13 protein-coding genes are annotated in these 18,158 nt (G+C 72.8%); 9 read left to right on the top strand and 4 right to left on the bottom strand.

The genetic code is table 11. The annotated features are described in order from the left end of the window. Positions 1-656 precede the first annotated feature (656 nt). Positions 657-1,448, top strand: a complete 792-nt coding sequence (locus ABZU99_RS12495) for a methyltransferase (RefSeq protein WP_356046777.1) — start codon at positions 657-659, stop codon at positions 1,446-1,448. Positions 1,449-1,719: 271 nt separating this feature from the next. Next, positions 1,720-2,112, top strand: a complete 393-nt coding sequence (locus tag ABZU99_RS12490) for a DUF3040 domain-containing protein (RefSeq protein WP_355939299.1) — start codon at positions 1,720-1,722, stop codon at positions 2,110-2,112. 517 nt (positions 2,113-2,629) lie between these two features. Here the strand turns inward: ABZU99_RS12490 and ABZU99_RS12485 are convergent. The 4 genes from ABZU99_RS12485 to ABZU99_RS12470 form a co-directional block, all read right to left on the bottom strand. Next, positions 2,630-5,059, bottom strand: coding sequence for a DUF3488 and transglutaminase-like domain-containing protein (locus ABZU99_RS12485; RefSeq protein WP_355939301.1), 2,430 nt, complete (start codon positions 5,057-5,059; stop codon positions 2,630-2,632). A 40-nt stretch (positions 5,060-5,099) separates the two neighbouring features. Then, complete coding sequence (locus tag ABZU99_RS12480) at positions 5,100-6,482, bottom strand: DUF58 domain-containing protein (protein WP_355939304.1); 1,383 nt, start codon at positions 6,480-6,482, stop codon at positions 5,100-5,102. Next, positions 6,482-7,531 carry a MoxR family ATPase gene (locus tag ABZU99_RS12475; RefSeq protein ID WP_355939307.1) on the bottom strand — a complete coding sequence of 350 codons (1,050 nt, stop codon included), beginning with the start codon at positions 7,529-7,531 and terminating at the stop codon, positions 6,482-6,484. Before ABZU99_RS12475 ends, ABZU99_RS12480 begins: the two co-directional genes overlap by 1 nt. Positions 7,532-7,731: 200 nt before the next feature. Further along, complete coding sequence (locus tag ABZU99_RS12470; RefSeq protein WP_355939310.1) at positions 7,732-8,283, bottom strand: carbonic anhydrase; 552 nt, start codon at positions 8,281-8,283, stop codon at positions 7,732-7,734. Between the two features lie 407 nt (positions 8,284-8,690). Here ABZU99_RS12470 and rsmH point away from each other — a divergent pair, with 407 nt between their 5' ends. The 7 genes from rsmH (at position 8,691) to murD (ending at position 18,153) form a co-directional block, all read left to right on the top strand. Beyond that, entirely contained in the window at positions 8,691-9,653 is a 963-nt protein-coding gene (gene rsmH, locus ABZU99_RS12465) for a 16S rRNA (cytosine(1402)-N(4))-methyltransferase RsmH (protein ID WP_355939313.1), read from the top strand. Between the two features lie 88 nt (positions 9,654-9,741). Then, a complete protein-coding gene (locus tag ABZU99_RS12460; protein WP_356046781.1) occupies positions 9,742-10,320 on the top strand; it encodes a septum formation initiator family protein in 579 nt (192 codons plus the stop codon). Between the two features lie 66 nt (positions 10,321-10,386). Then, on the top strand, positions 10,387-12,366 hold the full coding sequence (locus ABZU99_RS12455) for a penicillin-binding transpeptidase domain-containing protein (RefSeq protein WP_355939319.1): 1,980 nt from the start codon (positions 10,387-10,389) through the stop codon (positions 12,364-12,366). Positions 12,367-12,378: 12 nt separating this feature from the next. Further along, positions 12,379-14,139: a UDP-N-acetylmuramoyl-L-alanyl-D-glutamate--2,6-diaminopimelate ligase gene (locus ABZU99_RS12450; RefSeq protein WP_355939322.1), complete on the top strand. Its 1,761-nt coding sequence runs from the start codon at positions 12,379-12,381 to the stop codon at positions 14,137-14,139. A 62-nt stretch (positions 14,140-14,201) separates the two neighbouring features. Continuing rightward, positions 14,202-15,641, top strand: coding sequence for a UDP-N-acetylmuramoyl-tripeptide--D-alanyl-D-alanine ligase (gene murF / locus ABZU99_RS12445; RefSeq protein ID WP_355939325.1), 1,440 nt, complete (start codon positions 14,202-14,204; stop codon positions 15,639-15,641). Further along, positions 15,638-16,705: a phospho-N-acetylmuramoyl-pentapeptide-transferase gene (mraY, locus tag ABZU99_RS12440; RefSeq protein ID WP_355852546.1), complete on the top strand. Its 1,068-nt coding sequence runs from the start codon at positions 15,638-15,640 to the stop codon at positions 16,703-16,705. Before murF ends, mraY begins: the two co-directional genes overlap by 4 nt. Next, positions 16,702-18,153 (top strand): UDP-N-acetylmuramoyl-L-alanine--D-glutamate ligase, encoded by a 1,452-nt coding sequence (gene murD / locus ABZU99_RS12435; RefSeq protein ID WP_356046784.1) that lies wholly within the window; start codon positions 16,702-16,704, stop codon positions 18,151-18,153. The genes mraY and murD overlap by 4 nt, the downstream gene beginning before the upstream one ends. Positions 18,154-18,158 lie beyond the last annotated feature (5 nt).

Raw genomic sequence — 18,158 nt, 5'->3', positions numbered from 1 at the left:
GCGTGGTGGGGTGGGGCCTCAGTGCGGTGTGGGCCGGGTTGGGGCCTGGGCGAGTGCTCGGCCGGGCCTCGGGTATGGGCCCGTTCCGATGCCTGGGGTGGGTGGGGTCGGGGGCTTGGGTGCGGGCCGTGGCGACGACCGATGGCCCGGCCGACGCCCGGCGTGGGCCGTTTCGTAGCCCCGAGTACGGGGCCCGCTCGGCCCGCTCGGCCCGCTCGGCCCGCTGGGGCGGGCTGAGAGCCCGGCATGAGCTCGGGGCTACCCCTGGCGCGGGCCGGGTCGGGGCCCGCAGGCGAGTGCTCGGCCGGGCCCGGCGCGCAGGTCCGGCCGACGCCTGGCGTGAGCGGGGTGGCGGCTCGGTCGTGCGCCGGGCCGGGGTCCGAGTGCGTGGCGTGGCCGCAGCCTGGGCGCGGGTCCGCCTGGGCGCCCGGCGTGGGAGGGGCCGGGCCCGAGCGTGGCGTGGGCTGCGCCTGGTCTGGGCGCGGGGGCCGGCCGGAGGCCGGTGCGCCGGGGCCGGGGCGGGGCCCAGGCGGGGCGCCGGGCCCGGGCTGGCATGGGGCTCGCCGCCGGAGGCAATAGGCTGGGAGCGCCGACGTCAGTAACCCGTCGCCGCCGCCCCCGGGCGGTGGCGGCACCGCGCCGAGGAGCCACCCGCCGTGTCAGACCCGCAGCGCCCCCGTGCGTCCCTCCGTACCGCCGTGGTCTGGGATGTCCTGAAAGACGCCCTGGAACGGCGGGCCAAGGCCACCGGCCGGGAGCCCGTGGCGGACGGGGTGGACGGGGCCGCGCAGGGAGCGCTGGACGTGCTGGACACCGGCGGCGGCAGCGGCAATTTCGCCGTCCCGGTCGCCCGCCTCGGCCACCGGGTCACGGTGGTCGACCCGAGCCCCAACGCGCTGTTCGCCCTGGAGCGACGGGCCGCCGAGGCCGGGGTCGCCGAGCGGGTGCGCGGTGTCCAGGGCGACGCCCACGGCCTGTTCGACGTGGTCGAGCGGGGCGGTTACGACGTGGTCCTGTGCCACGGCGTGCTGGAGTACGTGGACGACCCCGCCGAGGGCCTGCGGAACGCGGCGGCGGCGCTGCGCCCGGCCGGTACCCTCAGCGTGCTGGCCGCGGGCCTGGGCGGTGCCGTGCTGGCCCGCGCCCTGGCCGGTCACTTCACCGAGGCCCGGCAGGCGCTTACGGACCCCGAGGGCCGCTGGGGCTCCGGCGACCCGATGCCGCGCCGCTTCACCACCGACCAGCTGTCCGGGCTGGTGACGGCGGCCGGTCTGGAGATCGTCGCGGTGCACGGGGTGCGGGTCTTCGCCGATCTCGTCCCCGGGGTGCTGGTCGACACCGAGCCCGGTGCGCTGGACGCCCTGCTGCGGCTGGAGGCGGCCGCCGCCGAGCTGCCCGCCTTCCACTCCGTCGCCACTCAGCTGCACGTTCTCGCCGAGCGGGACTGATCGCCTTACCCGCGCCGCCGGGTGACCGATGGCGCAGGTGGAGTAGGCCACAGGAGGCCCGATCAGACGCGCGGCCCCGTATGATCGGGGTACACCGTCCGGCATGGCGCATCGGCGGGAGGGGAATGCAGGTCTCAGCGTCAACTTTGGCCCCACACGAAACGGTGGGCGAATTGGCGTTGAGGGGCGGGTTTCACGGGGGCGATTCCCTGCCTATCCTGAAAGGGTCGCACCCCGGTCGCCCCCCGCGACCGACGAGTAGGAGGACTCCGTGCCGCTCTCGGAGCACGAGCAGCGCATGCTCGAGCAAATGGAGCGAGCGTTGTACGCCGAAGATCCCAAGTTCGCGACAGCGCTTGAGGGAAGCGGCCTGCGCACGTACACCCGGCGACGGGTCTACCAGGCGGTCGCGGGTTTTCTGATCGGTATCGCGCTCCTCATGGTCGGAGTGATCGTTCCCCAGATCTGGATCAGCGTGGTGGGCTTCCTCATCATGCTGGGGTGTGCGGTGCTCGCGGTGACCGGCTGGCGCAAGGCTCCCAAGCCGGGTGAGGCGCAGCGCCCCGGCGGAGCGGGTCCGCGCCGTCAAGGCCGCCAGCGCCGCTCGATGATGACCCGTATCGAGGAGCGGTGGCAGCGCCGCCGCGATGAGCAGGGCCACTGAGCATTCACGGATGAACGGTTGAGGGGCGGTCGCCGGGTGGCGGCCGCCCCTCACGTGCGCCCGGCTCCGGTCGGGTGCGCCCGGCCAGGCCCTGGGGCGGCGCACCCGCCCGGGGCCAGCGAGGTCGGGGGCGCCCCGGGACCCGCTTCTGGACCCCGGACCTCGGCGGGACCTGCTTGTGGACCTCGGCCCGGCGGCGGGACCCGCTTGACCCCGGACCTCGGCGGGACCTGCTTGTGGACCTCGGCCCGGCGGCGGGACCCGCTTGACCCCGGACCCCGGCGGGACCTGCTTCTCGACCTCGGCCCCCGGCGGGACCCGCTTGACCCCGGACCCCGGCGGGACCTGCTTCTCGACCCCGGCCCCCGGCGGGACCCGCTTGACCCCGGACCTCGGCGGGACCTGCTTGTGGACCTCGGCCCGGCGGCGGGACCCGCTTGACCCCGGACCCCGGCGGGACCCGCTTTTCGCCCCGGCCCGGCGGTGGGACCCGCATCCGGGCCCCGGGCCGGCGGCCTCAGCCCCGCTCGCCGCGGGGCCCGCGCAGTTGGGACGCCCACCGCGCCCAGCGCGGGGCTCCCCAGCGCTCGACCAGGGCGGACCAGCGCGCCGAGGCCGCCCACACCAGCCGGACAGAGGACCGCGGGGCCAGCAGCGCCCGCAACCGCACCCGCCGCCCGGCCCGGGCCTGGAAACCGGCCACCACCTGCCGCACATCGTCCGCGACGCCCGAGACCGGGCCCGGCCGCGGCGCGTACAGCACCTGCTCGACCGCTCCGGCCACCCGCTGCGCCGCCTGGGCCGCTTCGCCGTCGATCCCGGTGATCCGCACGATGCGCGCCACCGCCTTGCGCGATGTCTGGGAGCCATCGGGCAGTACGCCGAAGTCCCAGGCGGAATCGACCAGTTCGCGCCATGCGGCAAGCGTCCGGTCGGCAGCGTCCTGCTCCGTGCGGCCGCCCGAGTCACCCAGTCTGCGGGCCCGTACCCGCCGCCGGTACAGCATGGGGAGCAGGGGCAGCACGAGCAGCAGCAGCGCCAGCGAGCTCCAGCTGGTGACCTTGGACGCCGACCAACCGCCGCCCGAGGCGCCGCTGTCCGGCTGCTGGATCGCGGCGCCTTCGCAGCCGCCCTGCTTCTTGATGTCCGCGGGGCAGCTGTCCGAGGCAGTCGGCTCGGCCGACGGCTCGGACGAGGTGCTCGGTGCGGCCGACGGCTCATCGGTCGGCTCGCCCGACGGCGTCTGCTCCATGGTGTAGTCGGGCTGGGTGCCCCGGCTTGGGGTGGGTTCGAAGCGGGTCCAGCCGACGCCCTCGAAATACAGCTCGGGCCAGGCGTGCGCGTCCTTCAGGCCGACCGACACCGAGCCGTCCGCCTCGGCGGTGCCGGGGGTGAAGCCGACGGCAACCCGCGCCGGGATGCCCAGCGTCCGGGCCATGGCCGCCATGGAGAAGGAGAAGTGGACGCAGAAGCCCTCCTTCTGCTTCAGGAACCGGACGATGGCGGCCGTGCCGGTGCCGGACTGCACCTGGGTGTCGTAGTGGAATCCGCCGTTGACGGCGAACCAGTCCTGGAGTTTGACCGCCTTCTGGTACGCGTTGGTCGTACCCGCCGTCACCCGTCGCGCCGTCCGGGCGACCACCGGCGGCAGTGAGCCCGGCACCCGGGTGTATTCGCGCAGCAGCCGCGGGGAGGGCGTCGGCGCGGTGGCCAACTGCTCGGCGGTCGGCTCCACCAGCAGGCTGGTGACGCGGTAATGGGCGCCCCGGGTGGTCTGGCCGCGGTCGCCGACCAGAGTGCGGCCCTCCGGCTCATAGCGCCAGCGCCCGTCGATCTCGATTTCGGAGGCCGGGTAGGGGAGGGGCAGCCAGTTCTGTGCGTACCAGTCGGCGGCCGAGATGGAGGTGTCGATGGAGGAGACCCGGACCGAGGGGCCGAGCCCGGCCGGCGACGGCAGCTGGTTCGGTACACCCGTGACATGCCGCTCGGACGACTTCCACGAGGTGCCGTCGAACTTGTCGAGCGCGACGATCCGCAGATAGAGGTCCTGAGTGGTCTGCGAGGAGGTGCGGTACCGCAGCACCTCCTTGTTCTCCGGCTGGTTCAGGCTGTCCTGCAGCGACACCAGAGGATTCACCGCCGAGATCGTGCCGCCACCGCCGCCCGGCCCGCCGCCGCTGCCCTGCTGGTCCAGCAGCCCGCCGTCCAGGGACGGCAGCACCATCGGCACCGCCAGCGCGATGCCCAGCGCCAGCGCGCCGATCCTGCGGCCGGTACGGACCGGCGCGAGCGCCGGACTGCCCCCGGCCCCGGCCAGGCCCGACGGGGGCATGCCCTGCGGATGCGGGGCTCCGCCGCTGAACACCCGGCCCCACTGGGACAGCCGGTCCCGGCCCTCGGCCAGGAGCAGCAGCAGGTAGCCGGCCGCGGCCACCAGGAACCACAGCCAGTCGCTCCCGTTGTCGGACAGACCCGCCGCGACCGAGTACAGCGCGAGCAGCGGGAGCCCGGCGGGGGCGGCACTGCGGTAGGTCACCGCCAGCGCGTCGACCACCAGGCCGATCATCAGCACCCCGCCGATCAGCAGCAGCCGGATGCCGTCGGTCAGCGGCGCCGGGATCGCGTACTGCCCCACATCGTCGGCGCCCTCGCGCAGCAGCAGGGCGAACTCATGGAGTGCCTGCGGGCTCGGCAGCACGCCGCCGAGCGCCTCGCCACGCGCGAAGACGAACGTGAGCAGCAACAGCGCCGTCACAGCCTGCGCGGTCACCGTCAGCGGGCGGGCCAGCGGGACCCGGCGGGTCGCCACGCCCACCGCGCTCTGCAGGGCCAGCAGCAGCAGGGCCTGCAGCAGCCAGGCGGCCGGATCCACCAGCGGCAGCAGCGCACAGGCCGCCGCCACCGTGGCCACGGTCGCGCATATCGAGAGCCGGACGCTTCCACTCATGCCCTGTCCCCCGCGTTCGCCTCAGGGGGCGTCTGATGGATCATGCCCAGCCCCCTGTCATGCCGCCGATCACGGGGGCGTCGGCCCGGGTGGCGCCCTGGGCGTCGGCCTGCCGCCACAGATGGGCCAGCGAGTCGCCGGGGGCGACCGGCAGCGCCGTCCACCCCGCCTCGCGCAGCCGCCGCAGCCGCTCCTCCAGCGGCTGCGGACCGACGCCCGGCACCCCGCGCGACCAGGCCACGCTGTCGGGCACGAACGCCACCGCCCCCGTGGCGCGGTGCCGCATCCGCGCGACCATCGCCGCCTGCTCCTCGTCCAGGTCGCCCAGGAAGGCCACCAGCAGCCCCTCGGTGCCGCCGCGCAGCGCGTCATGGGCGCGCGAGAGCCCGCCGCCGTCGGAGTGGTCCACCACCGCGAGGGTGTCCAGCATCAGCCCGGCCGTCTCCGCCGAGTCATGCGTGGAACCGGTGAAGCCGCCCCCGCCGTCCGGGCCCGGCACCGAGCTGCCGGTGTCGGTCAGCAGCCGGACCGCATAGCCGCGCTCCAGCAGATGCGCCGCAGCCGAGGCCGCCCCCGTGACCGCCCATTCGAAGGCGGAGTCGGGCCCGGAGCCCTGGTAGGCGATCTCGCGGGTGTCCAGCAGCACCGTGCAGTGCGCGCGCTGGGGCGGCTCCTCGCGGCGGACCATGAGCTCGCCGTAGCGGGCGGTGGACCGCCAGTGCACCCGGCGCAGATCGTCGCCGTGGCGATAGCCGCGCGGAATCACATCGTCCTCGCCGGCCAGCGCCGGCGAGCGGTGCCGCCCGTCCCCGTATCCCGCGGCCTCGCCGGTCAGGCGCACCGCGGGCAGCGGCTCGACCCGCGGCACCACCGTGAGCGTGTCGTAGGCGCTGAAGGCGCGGGTGAGCTCGCACATCCCGAACGGGTCGTTCAACCGGAGCTGGAGTGGGCCCAGCGGATAACGCCCCCGCAGATCCGAGCGGACCCGGTAGGACACCTCGCGCCGCCCGCCCGCCTCCACCCGGTCCAGGACGAAGCGGGGCCGCGGCCCCAGAACGTAGGGCACGCGGTCCTGGAGCATCAGCAGCCCGGTGGGCAGCCGCGAGACATTGTCCATCCGCAGATGCACCCGGGCCTCGGAGCCGGCCGGCACCCGCGCGGGCGCCAGCCGTCTGCTGCCCGCCACCCGGTACCGGGTGCGGTAGACCACGGCCACGCACACCAGCGGCAGCGCGGCCAGCAGCAGCCCGACCCGCAGCAGATCCTCCTGGCCCAGCACATAGCTGCACACCGCGGCGGCGACCCCCGCGGCCAGGAAGGACCGGCCGCGGGTCGTCAGACCGGCCAGCGCGGCCCGCAGCCCGCCGTTGTCCTCCCCGCCGGCGGAGCTCCAGGGATCAGCGCTCGTCCCCCCTGCGGTCATCACAGCCTCCGGGCGCCCGGCTGCTGCCCGTAGTCGACCGGGGGCATGGGCGGCACCGGTGGCATGGGGGCGGAGCCGCGCGGGGCCGCCGTGGGCACCGGGATGCGCTGGAGGATGTCCGCCACCACCTGCTCCGAGGTGCGCCGGGTCAGCTGGGCCTGCGCGGTGGGCAACAGCCGGTGCGCCAGCACCGCCACGGCCAGTGCCTGCACATCGTCCGGCAGTGCGAAGTCGCGCCCGGCCAGCGCGGCCGACGCCTTGGCCGCTCGCAGCAGATGCAGCGTCGCCCGCGGGGAGGCGCCGAGCCGCAGATCGGGGTGGTTGCGCGTGGCGGCCACGAGATCGACCGCATACCGCCGGACGGCCTCGGCCACATGCACCGAGCGCACCGCCTCGACCAGCTTGACGATCTCATGGGCGTGCGCGACGGGCTGCATGTCGTCCAGCGGTGAGACGCCGCCGTGAATGTCCAGCATCTCGAGCTCGGCCTGCGGGCTGGGGTAGCCGATGGAGACGCGCGCCATGAAACGGTCGCGCTGCGCCTCGGGCAGCGGATAGGTGCCCTCCATCTCGACCGGGTTCTGCGTGGCCACCACCATGAAGGGGCTGGGCAGCTCGTAGGTCTCCCCGTCGATGGTGACCTGGCGCTCCTCCATGGACTCCAGCAGTGCCGACTGGGTCTTGGGCGAGGCGCGGTTGATCTCGTCGCCGATCACGATCTGGGCGAAGATCGCGCCCGGCTTGAACTCGAACTCCTTGCGTTGCTGGTCGAAGATGCTCACGCCGGTGATGTCCGACGGCAGCAGGTCCGGAGTGAACTGGATCCGCCGCACCGAACAGTCGATGGACCGGGCGAGCGCCTTGGCGAGCATCGTCTTGCCCACGCCCGGGACATCCTCGATCAGCAGATGCCCCTCGGCGAGCAGCACGGTCAGCGAAAGCCGTACGACCTCGGGCTTGCCCTCGATCACACCCTCCACCGACCTGCGGACCCGCTCCGCTGTGGTGGTCAGATCGCTGAGGCTCGCTCGCTCGTCATAGGTCGTCACCCGGCCCTCCTCGGCCCGTTCTCAGGGCCGTTGCCCTCGGAACGGACCGGCCCACCGCATACGCGGACACCGGCCCCCGCTGGGTTGCGGGGGGCGATGTCACTTATGCATTCTTGCGGTCTCCGCGGCTTCGCGTCACTTGGCTGTGGATAACCCGGGGTTATTTGTCACTCTTGTACGTGTTCAGGCGGTAAAATCCGTCACTGTCGCGGATCGATCTCCCGCAGCAGACCCGTCGTCACATCGAAGACGAAGCCGCGGACGTCGTCGGTGTGCGGCAGGAACGGGGACGTGCGCACCCGCTGCATCGACTGGCGTACGTCGGCGTCGAGGTCCTTGAACGCCTCTACCGCCCACGACGGCCGCTGCCCCACTTCCGCCTCCAGCTCATGCCGGAAGTCCTCGGTGAGAGTCAGCAGACCGCAGCCGGTGTGGTGGATGAGCACGACGCTGCGGGTGCCCAGGGCGCGCTGGCTGATGGTCAGGGAGCGGATGATGTCGTCGGTGACCACGCCACCCGCGTTACGGATCGTGTGGCAGTCGCCCAGCTCAAGGCCGAGCGCCTCGTGCAGATCGAGCCGCGCGTCCATGCAGGCGACGACGGCGACGCGCTGCACGGGGCGCGCGTCCATCCCGGGGTCGCGGAACTGGACGGAGTACCGCCGGTTGGCTTCGACGAGGCGGTCGATCACCGTGTCTTCCGTGGGGGCGTCGTCGGCGGACTGGTTTGGCTGCGGCGCTGATATCGACATGATCACGAAGATACCTCTCACCAGCGGATTTTGTCTCCTCTTTAGGGCGGGCAAACGGGCGTAACCGGGTGGCCCGTTGGGGTGATGTGAGGGATTCCACAGGGTGCGCGCCCCGATGCCGCACGGCCGAACGAGGCGGTCCACACCCCGGCGGGACGCGCTGGCCGGTTGGTTGACCGAGGGGACGAGTGGACTAAAGTGGCGCGAAGTGGGAGGCGTGACGCTCCCCTTTGGATCCGGAATTTTCGCGTGAGCGCGGTGCGTACGTACCCCTCGGCCTCCTCCCGCTCCGGCCGCCTGACGTCACTTCCCCGGCGCCAGATGGCCGCTTCCCCTTCAGAGCGGGCGGGGACCCGGAGGTGCGTACCCTCCTCGCCCGACCCTCAGAAGGGCGCACGAGCAGCGCAATGAGCAGCAACGCTCTCCACGTTCCCGTCATGCTCCAGCGCTGTCTGGACATGCTGGCCCCCGCTCTCGCCCAGCCCGGCGCGGTCGTCGTCGACTGCACCCTGGGCCTGGGCGGACACAGCGAGGCGCTGCTGAGCAGCTTCCCGGCGGCCCGGCTGATCGCCCTCGACCGCGACCCGGCCGCGCTGCGGCTCGCGGGCGAGCGACTCGCCCCGTACGGCGACCGGGCGACCCTGGTGCACGCTGTCTACGACGAGCTGCCCGAGGTTCTCGACCGGCTCGGCGTGCCGCGCGTCCAGGGGGTCTTCTTCGACCTCGGCGTGTCGTCCATGCAGCTGGACGAGGCCGAGCGCGGCTTCGCCTACGCCCAGGACGCCCCGCTGGACATGCGGATGGACCAGTCCACCGGCATCAGCGCCGCCGAGGTGCTCAACACCTATCCGCCGGGCGAGCTGGTGCGCATCCTGCGGGCGTACGGCGAGGAGAAGTTCGCCAAGAAGATCGTGGACGCCGTGGTGCGCGAGCGTGCGAAGGAACCGTTCAGCAACAGTGCCCGGCTCGTCGAGCTGATCCGCGACGCGCTGCCGCAGGCCGCCAAGCGCACCGGCGGCAACCCCGCCAAGCGCACCTTCCAGGCGCTGCGGATAGAGGTCAACGGGGAGCTCGCGGTCCTGGAGCGGGCCATCCCGGCGGCCGTCTCCGCGCTCACCGTCGGCGGCCGGATCGCCGTCCTCTCGTACCACTCGCTGGAGGACCGCCTGGTCAAGCAGGTGCTCACGGCGGGCGCCGGCAACACCGCACCACCCGGGCTGCCGGTCGTCCCCGAGCAGTACCAGCCCCGGCTCAAGCTGCTCACCCGCGGGGCGGAGCTGCCCACCGAGGAGGAGATCGCCGAGAATCGCCGGGCGGCCCCGGCGCGCCTTCGGGGCGCGGAGCGCATCCGGGAGGAGCAGCGACTGTGAGCGACGTACGCGTGGCCGCCGGGCCGCAGGCGGCGACGAGAGCCGCACCTCTGCGCCGCGCGGGCGGAGAAGCGAACGAGGAGGCGCTATGAGCGGGGCGGGGGGCCCGAAAGGGCGGGCGCCGGGGGCCACCACGGCCAGGCGCGCCCCCTTCGTCCTGCTCGTGGTCGTCGTGCTCGGCTCCGGACTGATCGCGCTGCTGCTGCTGAACTCCTCCCTCAACCAGGGATCGTTCGAACTCAGCAAGCTGGAGAAACAGACCGACGAGCTCACCGACGAGCGCCAGGCGCTTCAGCAGGACGTCGACCAGCTCTCCGCGCCCGGCGCCCTGGAGCGGCGCGCCCGCGAGCTCGGCATGGTGCCCGGCGGCAGCCCCGCCTTCCTCAACCCGGACGGCACGGTCCGCGGTGTGCCCGCCCCGGCGACGGGGCAGCCCTCGGCGCTCGGCGCCCCCGGGCCGGTCGTGCCACCCCTGCTGGACCCGACGCCGGTCTCACCCGCCGTCGCGGCCACGCCCACGCCGTCCCCCTCGCCGACCGCGGGGAAGCACAAGAAGCACAAGGGGAAGCACACGGGGAAGCCCACGGCGACCGCCACGGCGGCCTCGAAGACACCCCAGCGGTCCCCCTCCGCCTCCGCGACGTCCACCCCGGCCCTCAGTAGGTGACACGGTGACGCGAACCCTTGTCTGCGCCCAGCCGAGCCCATCCGCCGAATCCCGGATGGGCGCCGCGTGACCGGGCCCCGGGATCCGCGCCGCCGCGGGGTGCCGGGGCCGGCCGGCCCACGCGCCGAGCGCCGGCCGCGCCAGGGCACCGCGCACCGTCCCGACCGGCGCCCCGGGGTGTCCGGACGCCCGCCGCAGCGCCCGCGCCCCGGCGCGTCCCAGCCGCTGCGGCTGGGCAGCCCGCGCCCCCGGCTGCGGCTGATCAGCCTCGGCCTCACCCTCGTCATGCTGGCCTTCGTCGTACGGCTGCTCCAGGTGCAGGCCGTGGACGCGAGCGCGTACGCGGCCAAGGCCAACGTCAACCGCTACATCCCGGTGAAGCTCTCCGCCGAGCGCGGCTCCATCACCGACCGCGACGGCGTGGCCCTGGCCACCACGGTGGACGCGTACGACATCACCGCCGCCCCCGACCTCCTCACGCCCAAGACGGCCAAGACCCATGACGCCCCGCGCCAGGCCGCCTCCCTCCTCGCGCCGATCCTCGGCAAGGACCGGGCCGACCTGGAGAAGAAGCTCACCGACAACCCGAGGTCGCAGTACGTGGTGCTGGCCCGGCAGCAGTCCCCGCAGGTCTGGAAGCAGATCAAGGACCTGAAGAACGCCCTGGACGACGCCGCGGCCAAGGGCAAGGGCACCAATGTGCTGGCCGGGGTGAACCGGGAGGCGCACAGCAAGCGGGTCTATCCGAACGGGGACCTGGCCGCCGGGCTACTGGGCTTCGTGGGCGCCGACGGCCGCGGCGCGGCGGGGCTCGAACAGCAATTGGACAAGAAGCTCGCGGGTAAGGACGGCAAGCGGGTCTACGCCCAGTCCGGCGGCCACCAGGTGCCCACCGGCGACGTCAAGGAACAGCCCGCGGTCCCCGGCAGCGACATCGAGCTGACCCTCGACCGCGACATCCAGTGGGCCGCCCAGAGCGCCATCACCGAGCAGGTCGGGAAGTCCCGGGCCGACCGCGGCTATGTCATCGTCCAGGACACCCGGACCGGGCAGATCCTGGCGATGGCCAACGCCCCCGGCTTCGATCCGAACGACATCACCACCACGGACGCGGACGCCCTGGGCAACGCCGCGGTCTCGGACGCCTACGAGCCCGGCAGCGTCAGCAAGCTGATGTCGATGGCCGCCGTCCTCCAGGAGGGCGTGGCGCGGTGGGACACCCATGTGGTGGTCCCGAACCGGCTGCCGCGCGCCGACCGGGCCTTCGCCGACGACATCGACCACCCCACCTGGTACCTGACGCTCAACGGCGTGCTCGCCAAGTCCAGCAACATCGGCACCATCCTCGCCACCGAGCAGCTGGCGAAGAACAGCAAGCAGAAGAACCGGATTCTCTACTCCTATCTGCGGAAGTTCGGGATCGGCCGGCCCACCGGACTCGGCTTCCCCGGGGAGACCCCGGGCATCCTGGCCAAGCCGCAGGACTGGAGCGCCTCGCAGCAGTACACGATCGCCTTCGGCCAGGGGCTGTCGCTCAACGCCGTCCAGGCGGCCTCCGTGTACTCCACCATCGCCAACGGCGGTGAGCGCGTCGAGCCCACCCTCGTCCGCGGCACCAAGGGCCCCGGGGGCGGCTTCACGCCCGCGCCCGCGCCCAAGAAGACCCGCGTCGTCAGTAAGGAGACCGCGAAGACGCTCGCCGAGATGCTCGGGTCGGTCGTCAACGATCAGCAGGGCACCGGCACCAAGGCCAAGATCCCCGGCTACCAGGTCGCGGGCAAGACCGGCACCTCCAACCGAGTGGACCCGAAGACCGGCCACTACCGCGGCTACACCGCCTCCTTCGCCGGCTTCGCGCCCGCCGACAAACCGCGCCTCACGGTCTACTGCGCCGTACAGAATCCGACGAAGGGCAGTTACTTCGGCGGACAGATCTGCGGACCGGTGTACAAGAAGGTCATGGAATTCGGGCTGAAGAGCCTGCAGGCCGCGCCCACCGGCAAGCAGGCCAAGCGGCTCCCCGTGAGCTACAGCCCCGGCCGGTGAGCGGACTCAGCAGTGACGACGATCACGCCGGGCCCCGGGAACCACGGTCCGGTACCGCCTCGTTCCGCCGCCTCATTTCGCGGGGGAGTGGGTGTGCCGGGTACGCTCACCGCCGTGCCCCACGCTGATCAGTACCAAACCCCTCAGAAGGACGTTTCTGTGGAATACCCGGGAGCGCCCCGCCCTGTCCAGGTCCGCCCGATCCCGCTCGCGGAGCTGGCGGATCAGCTGGGCGTCGATGCCCCCGAAGCACCGGCCGAGGCCGCGGTCACCGGGATCACCCATGACTCGCGCGCCGTGCGCCCAGGCGATGTGTACGCCGCGCTGTCCGGTGCCCGCCTCCACGGCGCGGACTTCGCCGCCCAGGCCGCCGACCTCGGCGCGGCCGCCGTACTGACCGACCCGGCCGGCGCCGAGCGCGCCGCCGCCACGGGGCTGCCGGTCCTGGTCGTGGACAACCCGCGCGGCCGGATGGGCGCGCTGGCCGCCACCATCTACGGCGAGCCCGGCCGCGGCCTGCTCCAGATCGGCATCACCGGCACCTCCGGCAAGACCACGACCGCGTACCTCATCGAGGGCGGCCTGCGGGCCGCCGCGAAGGCCGACGGCGGCCTGACGGGTCTCATCGGCACCGTCGAGACGCGGATCGGCGACGACCGCATGAAGTCCGAGCGCACCACCCCGGAGGCCACCGACCTCCAGGCGCTCTTCGCGGTGATGCGCGAGCGCGACGTCCGCTCGGTCGTCATGGAGGTCTCCAGCCACGCCCTGGTCCTCGGCCGCGTCGACGGCTGCGTCTTCGACGTCGCCGTCTTCAACAACCTCAGCCCGGAGCACATGGAGTTCCACTCCGGCATGGAGGACTACTTCCAGGCCAAGGCCCAGCTGTTCACCAAGGCCCGCAGCCGGGCCGGAGTGATCAACTTCGACGACGAGTACGGCCGCCGGCTGATCGAGCAGTCCGAGGTCCCGGTCATCACCTTCTCCGCCGAGGGCCACCCCGACGCCCACTGGCGCGCCGCGGACGTCGAGGTCGGCCCGCTCGGCTCGACCTTCACCGCCATCGGCCCGAACGGTGAGTCCGTGCGTGCCGCCGCGCCGCTCCCGGGCCCCTTCAACGTCGCGAACGCACTCGCCGCGATCGTGGCCCTCGACGTCGCCGGGATCGACCCGCAGACGGCCGCCGACGGCATCGCCGCCGTCCCCGGCGTCCCCGGCCGGCTGGAGCGGGTGGACATCGGCCAGCCGTATCTGGCGGTCGTCGACTACGCCCACAAGACCGACGCCGTGGAGTCGGTACTGCGCGCCCTGCGCAGGGTCACCGACGGCAAACTGCACGCCGTCCTCGGCTGCGGCGGCGACCGCGACCGGCTCAAGCGCGGCCCCATGGGCGCCGCGGTGGCCCGGCACGCCGACACCGCCGTCCTCACCTCCGACAACCCCCGCTCCGAGGACCCCCTCGCGATCCTCGCCGCCATGCTCGCGGGCGCCGCCGAGGTGCCCGCGCACGAGCGCGGCGATGTGCTGGTCGAGGAGGACCGGGCGAACGCCATCGCTGCCGCCGTCGCCCGCGCCGAGCCCGGCGACACCGTCATCGTCGCGGGCAAGGGCCATGAGCAGGGCCAGGACATCGCCGGGGTGGTACGCGCCTTCGACGACCGCCAGGTACTACGCGAAGCCATCGAGCTCAGTGAGCGAGCCCGCCGGCGCGATTCCGAGCGCCGGGAGGCGAGCGGGCCGCTCCGGGACACAGACCGACACGACCAGGGATGACAGACCGCCATGCGCGTACCAGCCCCCTCCAGGCAGCTTTCCCGCACGGCCGGAGGTGATCAGTGATCGCCCTGTCCCTCGCAGAGATCGCCGGCCTCGTCGGTGGCCGACCGCACGACATACCGGACCCCGACCTGAAGGTCGTGGGTCCCGTCGTGATCGACTCCCGTGAGGTGCGGCCCGGCAGCCTCTTCGCCGCGCTCCCCGGGGAGCGCGTGGACGGCCACGACTTCGCTCGGGGTGCGGTCGAGGCGGGCGCGGTGGCGGTTCTGGCCGCCCGCCCCGTCGGTACCGCGGAAGCCCCGGTCCCCGCGATCGTCGTGCCCGACGTCATCGCCGCCATGGGAGCGCTCGCGCGCGCGGTCGTGCAGCGCCTGGGCACCTCCGTGGTCGCGCTCACCGGCTCCGCGGGCAAGACCAGCACCAAGGACCTCATCGCCCAGCTGCTCCAGCGCCACGGCCCCACCGTGTGGACGCCGGGCTCGCTCAACAACGAGATCGGGCTGCCGCTGACCGCGCTGACCGCCGACGAGACCACCCAGCACCTGGTGCTGGAGATGGGCGCGCGCGGCAAGGGCCACATCCGGTATCTGACGGACCTCACCCCGCCCCGGATCGGCCTCGTCCTCAACGTCGGCACCGCCCATATCGGCGAGTTCGGCGGCCGTGAGCAGATCGCCGAGGCCAAGGGCGAACTGGTGGAGGCGCTGCCGCCCGCCGAGGACGGCGGGATCGCGGTGCTCAATGCCGACGACCCCCTGGTGCGCGCCATGGCCTCCCGTACGAAGGCCCGTACCGTTCTGTTCGGCGAGGCCGAGGACGCCCACGTCCGTGCCGAGAATGTCCGGCTCTCGGACGGTGGCCGCCCCGCCTTTACCCTTCACACCCCTACCGGGTGCAGCGAAGTGACCATGCGCCTGTACGGTGAGCACCACGTGTCGAACGCGCTCGCCGCGGCCGCCGTCGCCCATGAGTTGGGCATGTCCGTCGACGAGATCGCCGTGGCGCTCTCCGAGGCGGGGCAGCTCTCCCGCTGGCGGATGGAGGTCACCGAGCGCTCGGACGGCGTGACGGTCGTCAACGACGCCTACAACGCGAACCCCGAGTCCATGCGAGCCGCGCTGCGCGCGCTGGCCGCGATGGGCGCCGCTACACCGGGGGGTCGCACGTGGGCGGTGCTGGGCCGGATGGCCGAGCTGGGCGAGGAGTCACTCGCCGAGCACGACGCGGTCGGGCGGCTGGCCGTCCGGCTCAACGTCAGCAAGCTCGTGGCGGTCGGCGGCCAGGAGGCCGCCTGGCTGGACATGGGCGCCAAGAACGAGGGTTCGTGGGGTGAGGAGTCGGTGCACGTGTCCGACGTGCGGGCAGCGGTGGAACTGCTGCGCAGCGAACTGCGACCGGGGGACGTCGTGTTGGTGAAGGCGTCCAGGTCGGTCGGCCTGGAGCGGCTCGCGCAGGCGTTGCTCGAGGGTGAGGGTGAGGTCTCCGGCCGATGGGCATGAGGCAGATCCTCTTCGCGGGAGCCATCGGGCTCTTTCTGACCCTGATCGGCACCCCGCTGCTGATCAAGCTGCTGGCCCGCAAGGGCTATGGCCAGTACATCCGGGACGACGGCCCGCGTACGCACGGCAGCAAGCGCGGCACCCCGACCATGGGTGGTATCGCCTTCATCCTGGCGACGCTGATCGCGTACGCCGTGACGAAGGTGATCACTGGCAGCCAGCCGACCTTCTCCGGTGTGCTGGTGCTCTTCCTGTTCGCGGGCATGGGCCTGGTCGGCTTCCTGGACGACTACATCAAGATCGTCAAGCAGCGGAGCCTGGGTCTGCGCGCCAAGGCGAAGATGGCCGGGCAGCTGATCGTCGGTATCGCCTTCGCGATCCTCTCGCTGAACTTCGCGGACGCGCGGCAGCAGACGCCCGCCTCCGACCGGCTCTCCTTCGTCCAGGACTTCGGCTGGTCCTTCGGCCCGGTGATCTTCACGATCTGGGCGCTGTTCATGATCCTGGCGATGTCGAACGGCGTGAACCTCACCGACGGCCTCGACGGTCTGGCCACCGGCGCCTCGGTGATGGTCTTCGGCGCCTACACCTTCATCGGCGTCTGGCAGTACCAGGAGTCCTGCGCCAACGCGGAGACGCTCACCAACCCCTCGTCCTGTTTCGAGGTACGAGATCCGCTCGATCTCGCGGTCGTCGCCTCCGCGCTGATGGGTGCCTGCTTCGGCTTCCTGTGGTGGAACACCTCGCCCGCCAAGATCTTCATGGGGGACACCGGCTCGCTCGCCCTCGGCGGCGCGCTGGCGGGTCTGGCGATCTGCTCCCGTACGGAGCTGCTGATGGCCCTCCTCGGCGGCCTGTTCGTGCTGATCACCATGTCCGTGGTCATCCAGGTCGGCTCCTTCCGGATGACCGGGAAGCGGGTCTTCCGGATGGCGCCACTCCAGCACCACTTCGAACTCAAGGGGTGGAGCGAAGTCCTTGTGGTGGTCCGGTTCTGGATCATCCAGGGCATGTGCGTGATCGTCGGACTCGGTCTCTTCTACGCGGGCTGGCGAGCCCAGTGACGCCCGACGTCACCGACCTCGACGTCACCGACCTCGCCGGCCGGCAGGTCACCGTCGCCGGACTCGGCGTCTCCGGGGTCCCCGCAGCGCGTGCGCTGCGGGGCCTCGGGGCCACCGTGACCGTCGTCAACGGCAGCGACGGCGAGCCGCAGCGGGCCCAGGCGGCCGAACTGGAGCCGCTCGGCATCACGGTCCGCCTCGGAGACGGTGACACGCTTCCCGAGGGCACCGAGCTGGTCGTCACCACGCCCGGCTGGAAGCCCACCAGCCCGCTCTTCCTGGCCGCCGCCGAGGCCGGCGTCCCGGTCTGGGGCGATGTGGAGCTCGCGTGGCGGCTGCGCGGCGAGGACGCCCCGCCCTGGCTCGCGGTCACCGGCACCAACGGCAAGACCACCACGGTACGGATGCTCGCGGCCATCCTGGAGGCGGCCGGACTGCGTACCGCCGCCGTCGGCAATATCGGCGTCTCGCTGCTGGACATCGTGCTCGGCGACGAACCGTACGACGTGCTGGCCGTCGAGCTCTCGAGCTACCAGCTGCACTGGGCGCCCTCCCTGCGCGCCCACTCCGGGGCCGTCCTCAACCTCGCCCCCGACCACCTCGACTGGCACGGCTCCATGGCGGCGTACGCGACCGACAAGGGCCGGATCTACGAGGGCAACCAGGTGGCCTGCGTCTACAACGCCGCCGACCCCGCCACCGAGGACCTGGTGCGCGCGGCCGAGGTCGAGGAGGGCTGCCGGGCGATCGGCTTCACCCTCGGCATTCCCGGCCCCTCCCAGCTCGGCGTCGTCGAGAACATCCTCGTCGACCGGGCCTTCGTGGAAGACCGGCACAAGCAGGCCCACGAGCTCGCCGAGGTCTCGGATGTGAACCCGCCGGCGCCGCACAACATCGCCAACGCCCTCGCCGCGGCCGCCCTGGCCCGCGCCTACGGCGTGCCCCCCGCGGCCGTACGGGAGGGCCTGCGCGCCTTCCGGCCCGATCCGCACCGGGTGGAGCATGTCGCGGACGTCGACGGCGTCACCTACGTCGACGACTCCAAGGCGACCAACACCCACGCCGCGGGGGCGTCGTTGGGGGCCTACGAGCACATCGTGTGGATCGCCGGCGGCCTCGCCAAGGGAGCCACCTTCGACGAGCTCGTGGTCACGGCGTCACAGCGGCTGCGCGGTGTCGTGCTGATCGGCGCCGACCGGGCCCTGATCCGCGAAGCGCTGGCGCGACACGCGCCCGATGTCCCGGTCGTGGACCTCGACCGGACCGACACTGGGGCGATGGCGGCGGCTGTGCGCGAAGCGGCGCGGCTCGCCCGGCCGGGCGATACCGTCCTGATGGCACCGGCCTGCGCCTCGATGGACATGTTCACCAACTACAACAAGCGGGGCGAGGCCTTCGCCGCGGCGGTGCACGATCTGGCCTCCGGCCGGTTCCCGGACGATCAGTAGCCCGC

Origin of the sequence: Streptomyces sp. NPDC005266, assembly GCF_040607655.1 — a bacterium.
Lineage (GTDB): Bacteria > Actinomycetota > Actinomycetes > Streptomycetales > Streptomycetaceae > Streptomyces.
This window is presented reverse-complemented; position numbering and strand designations above follow the sequence as displayed.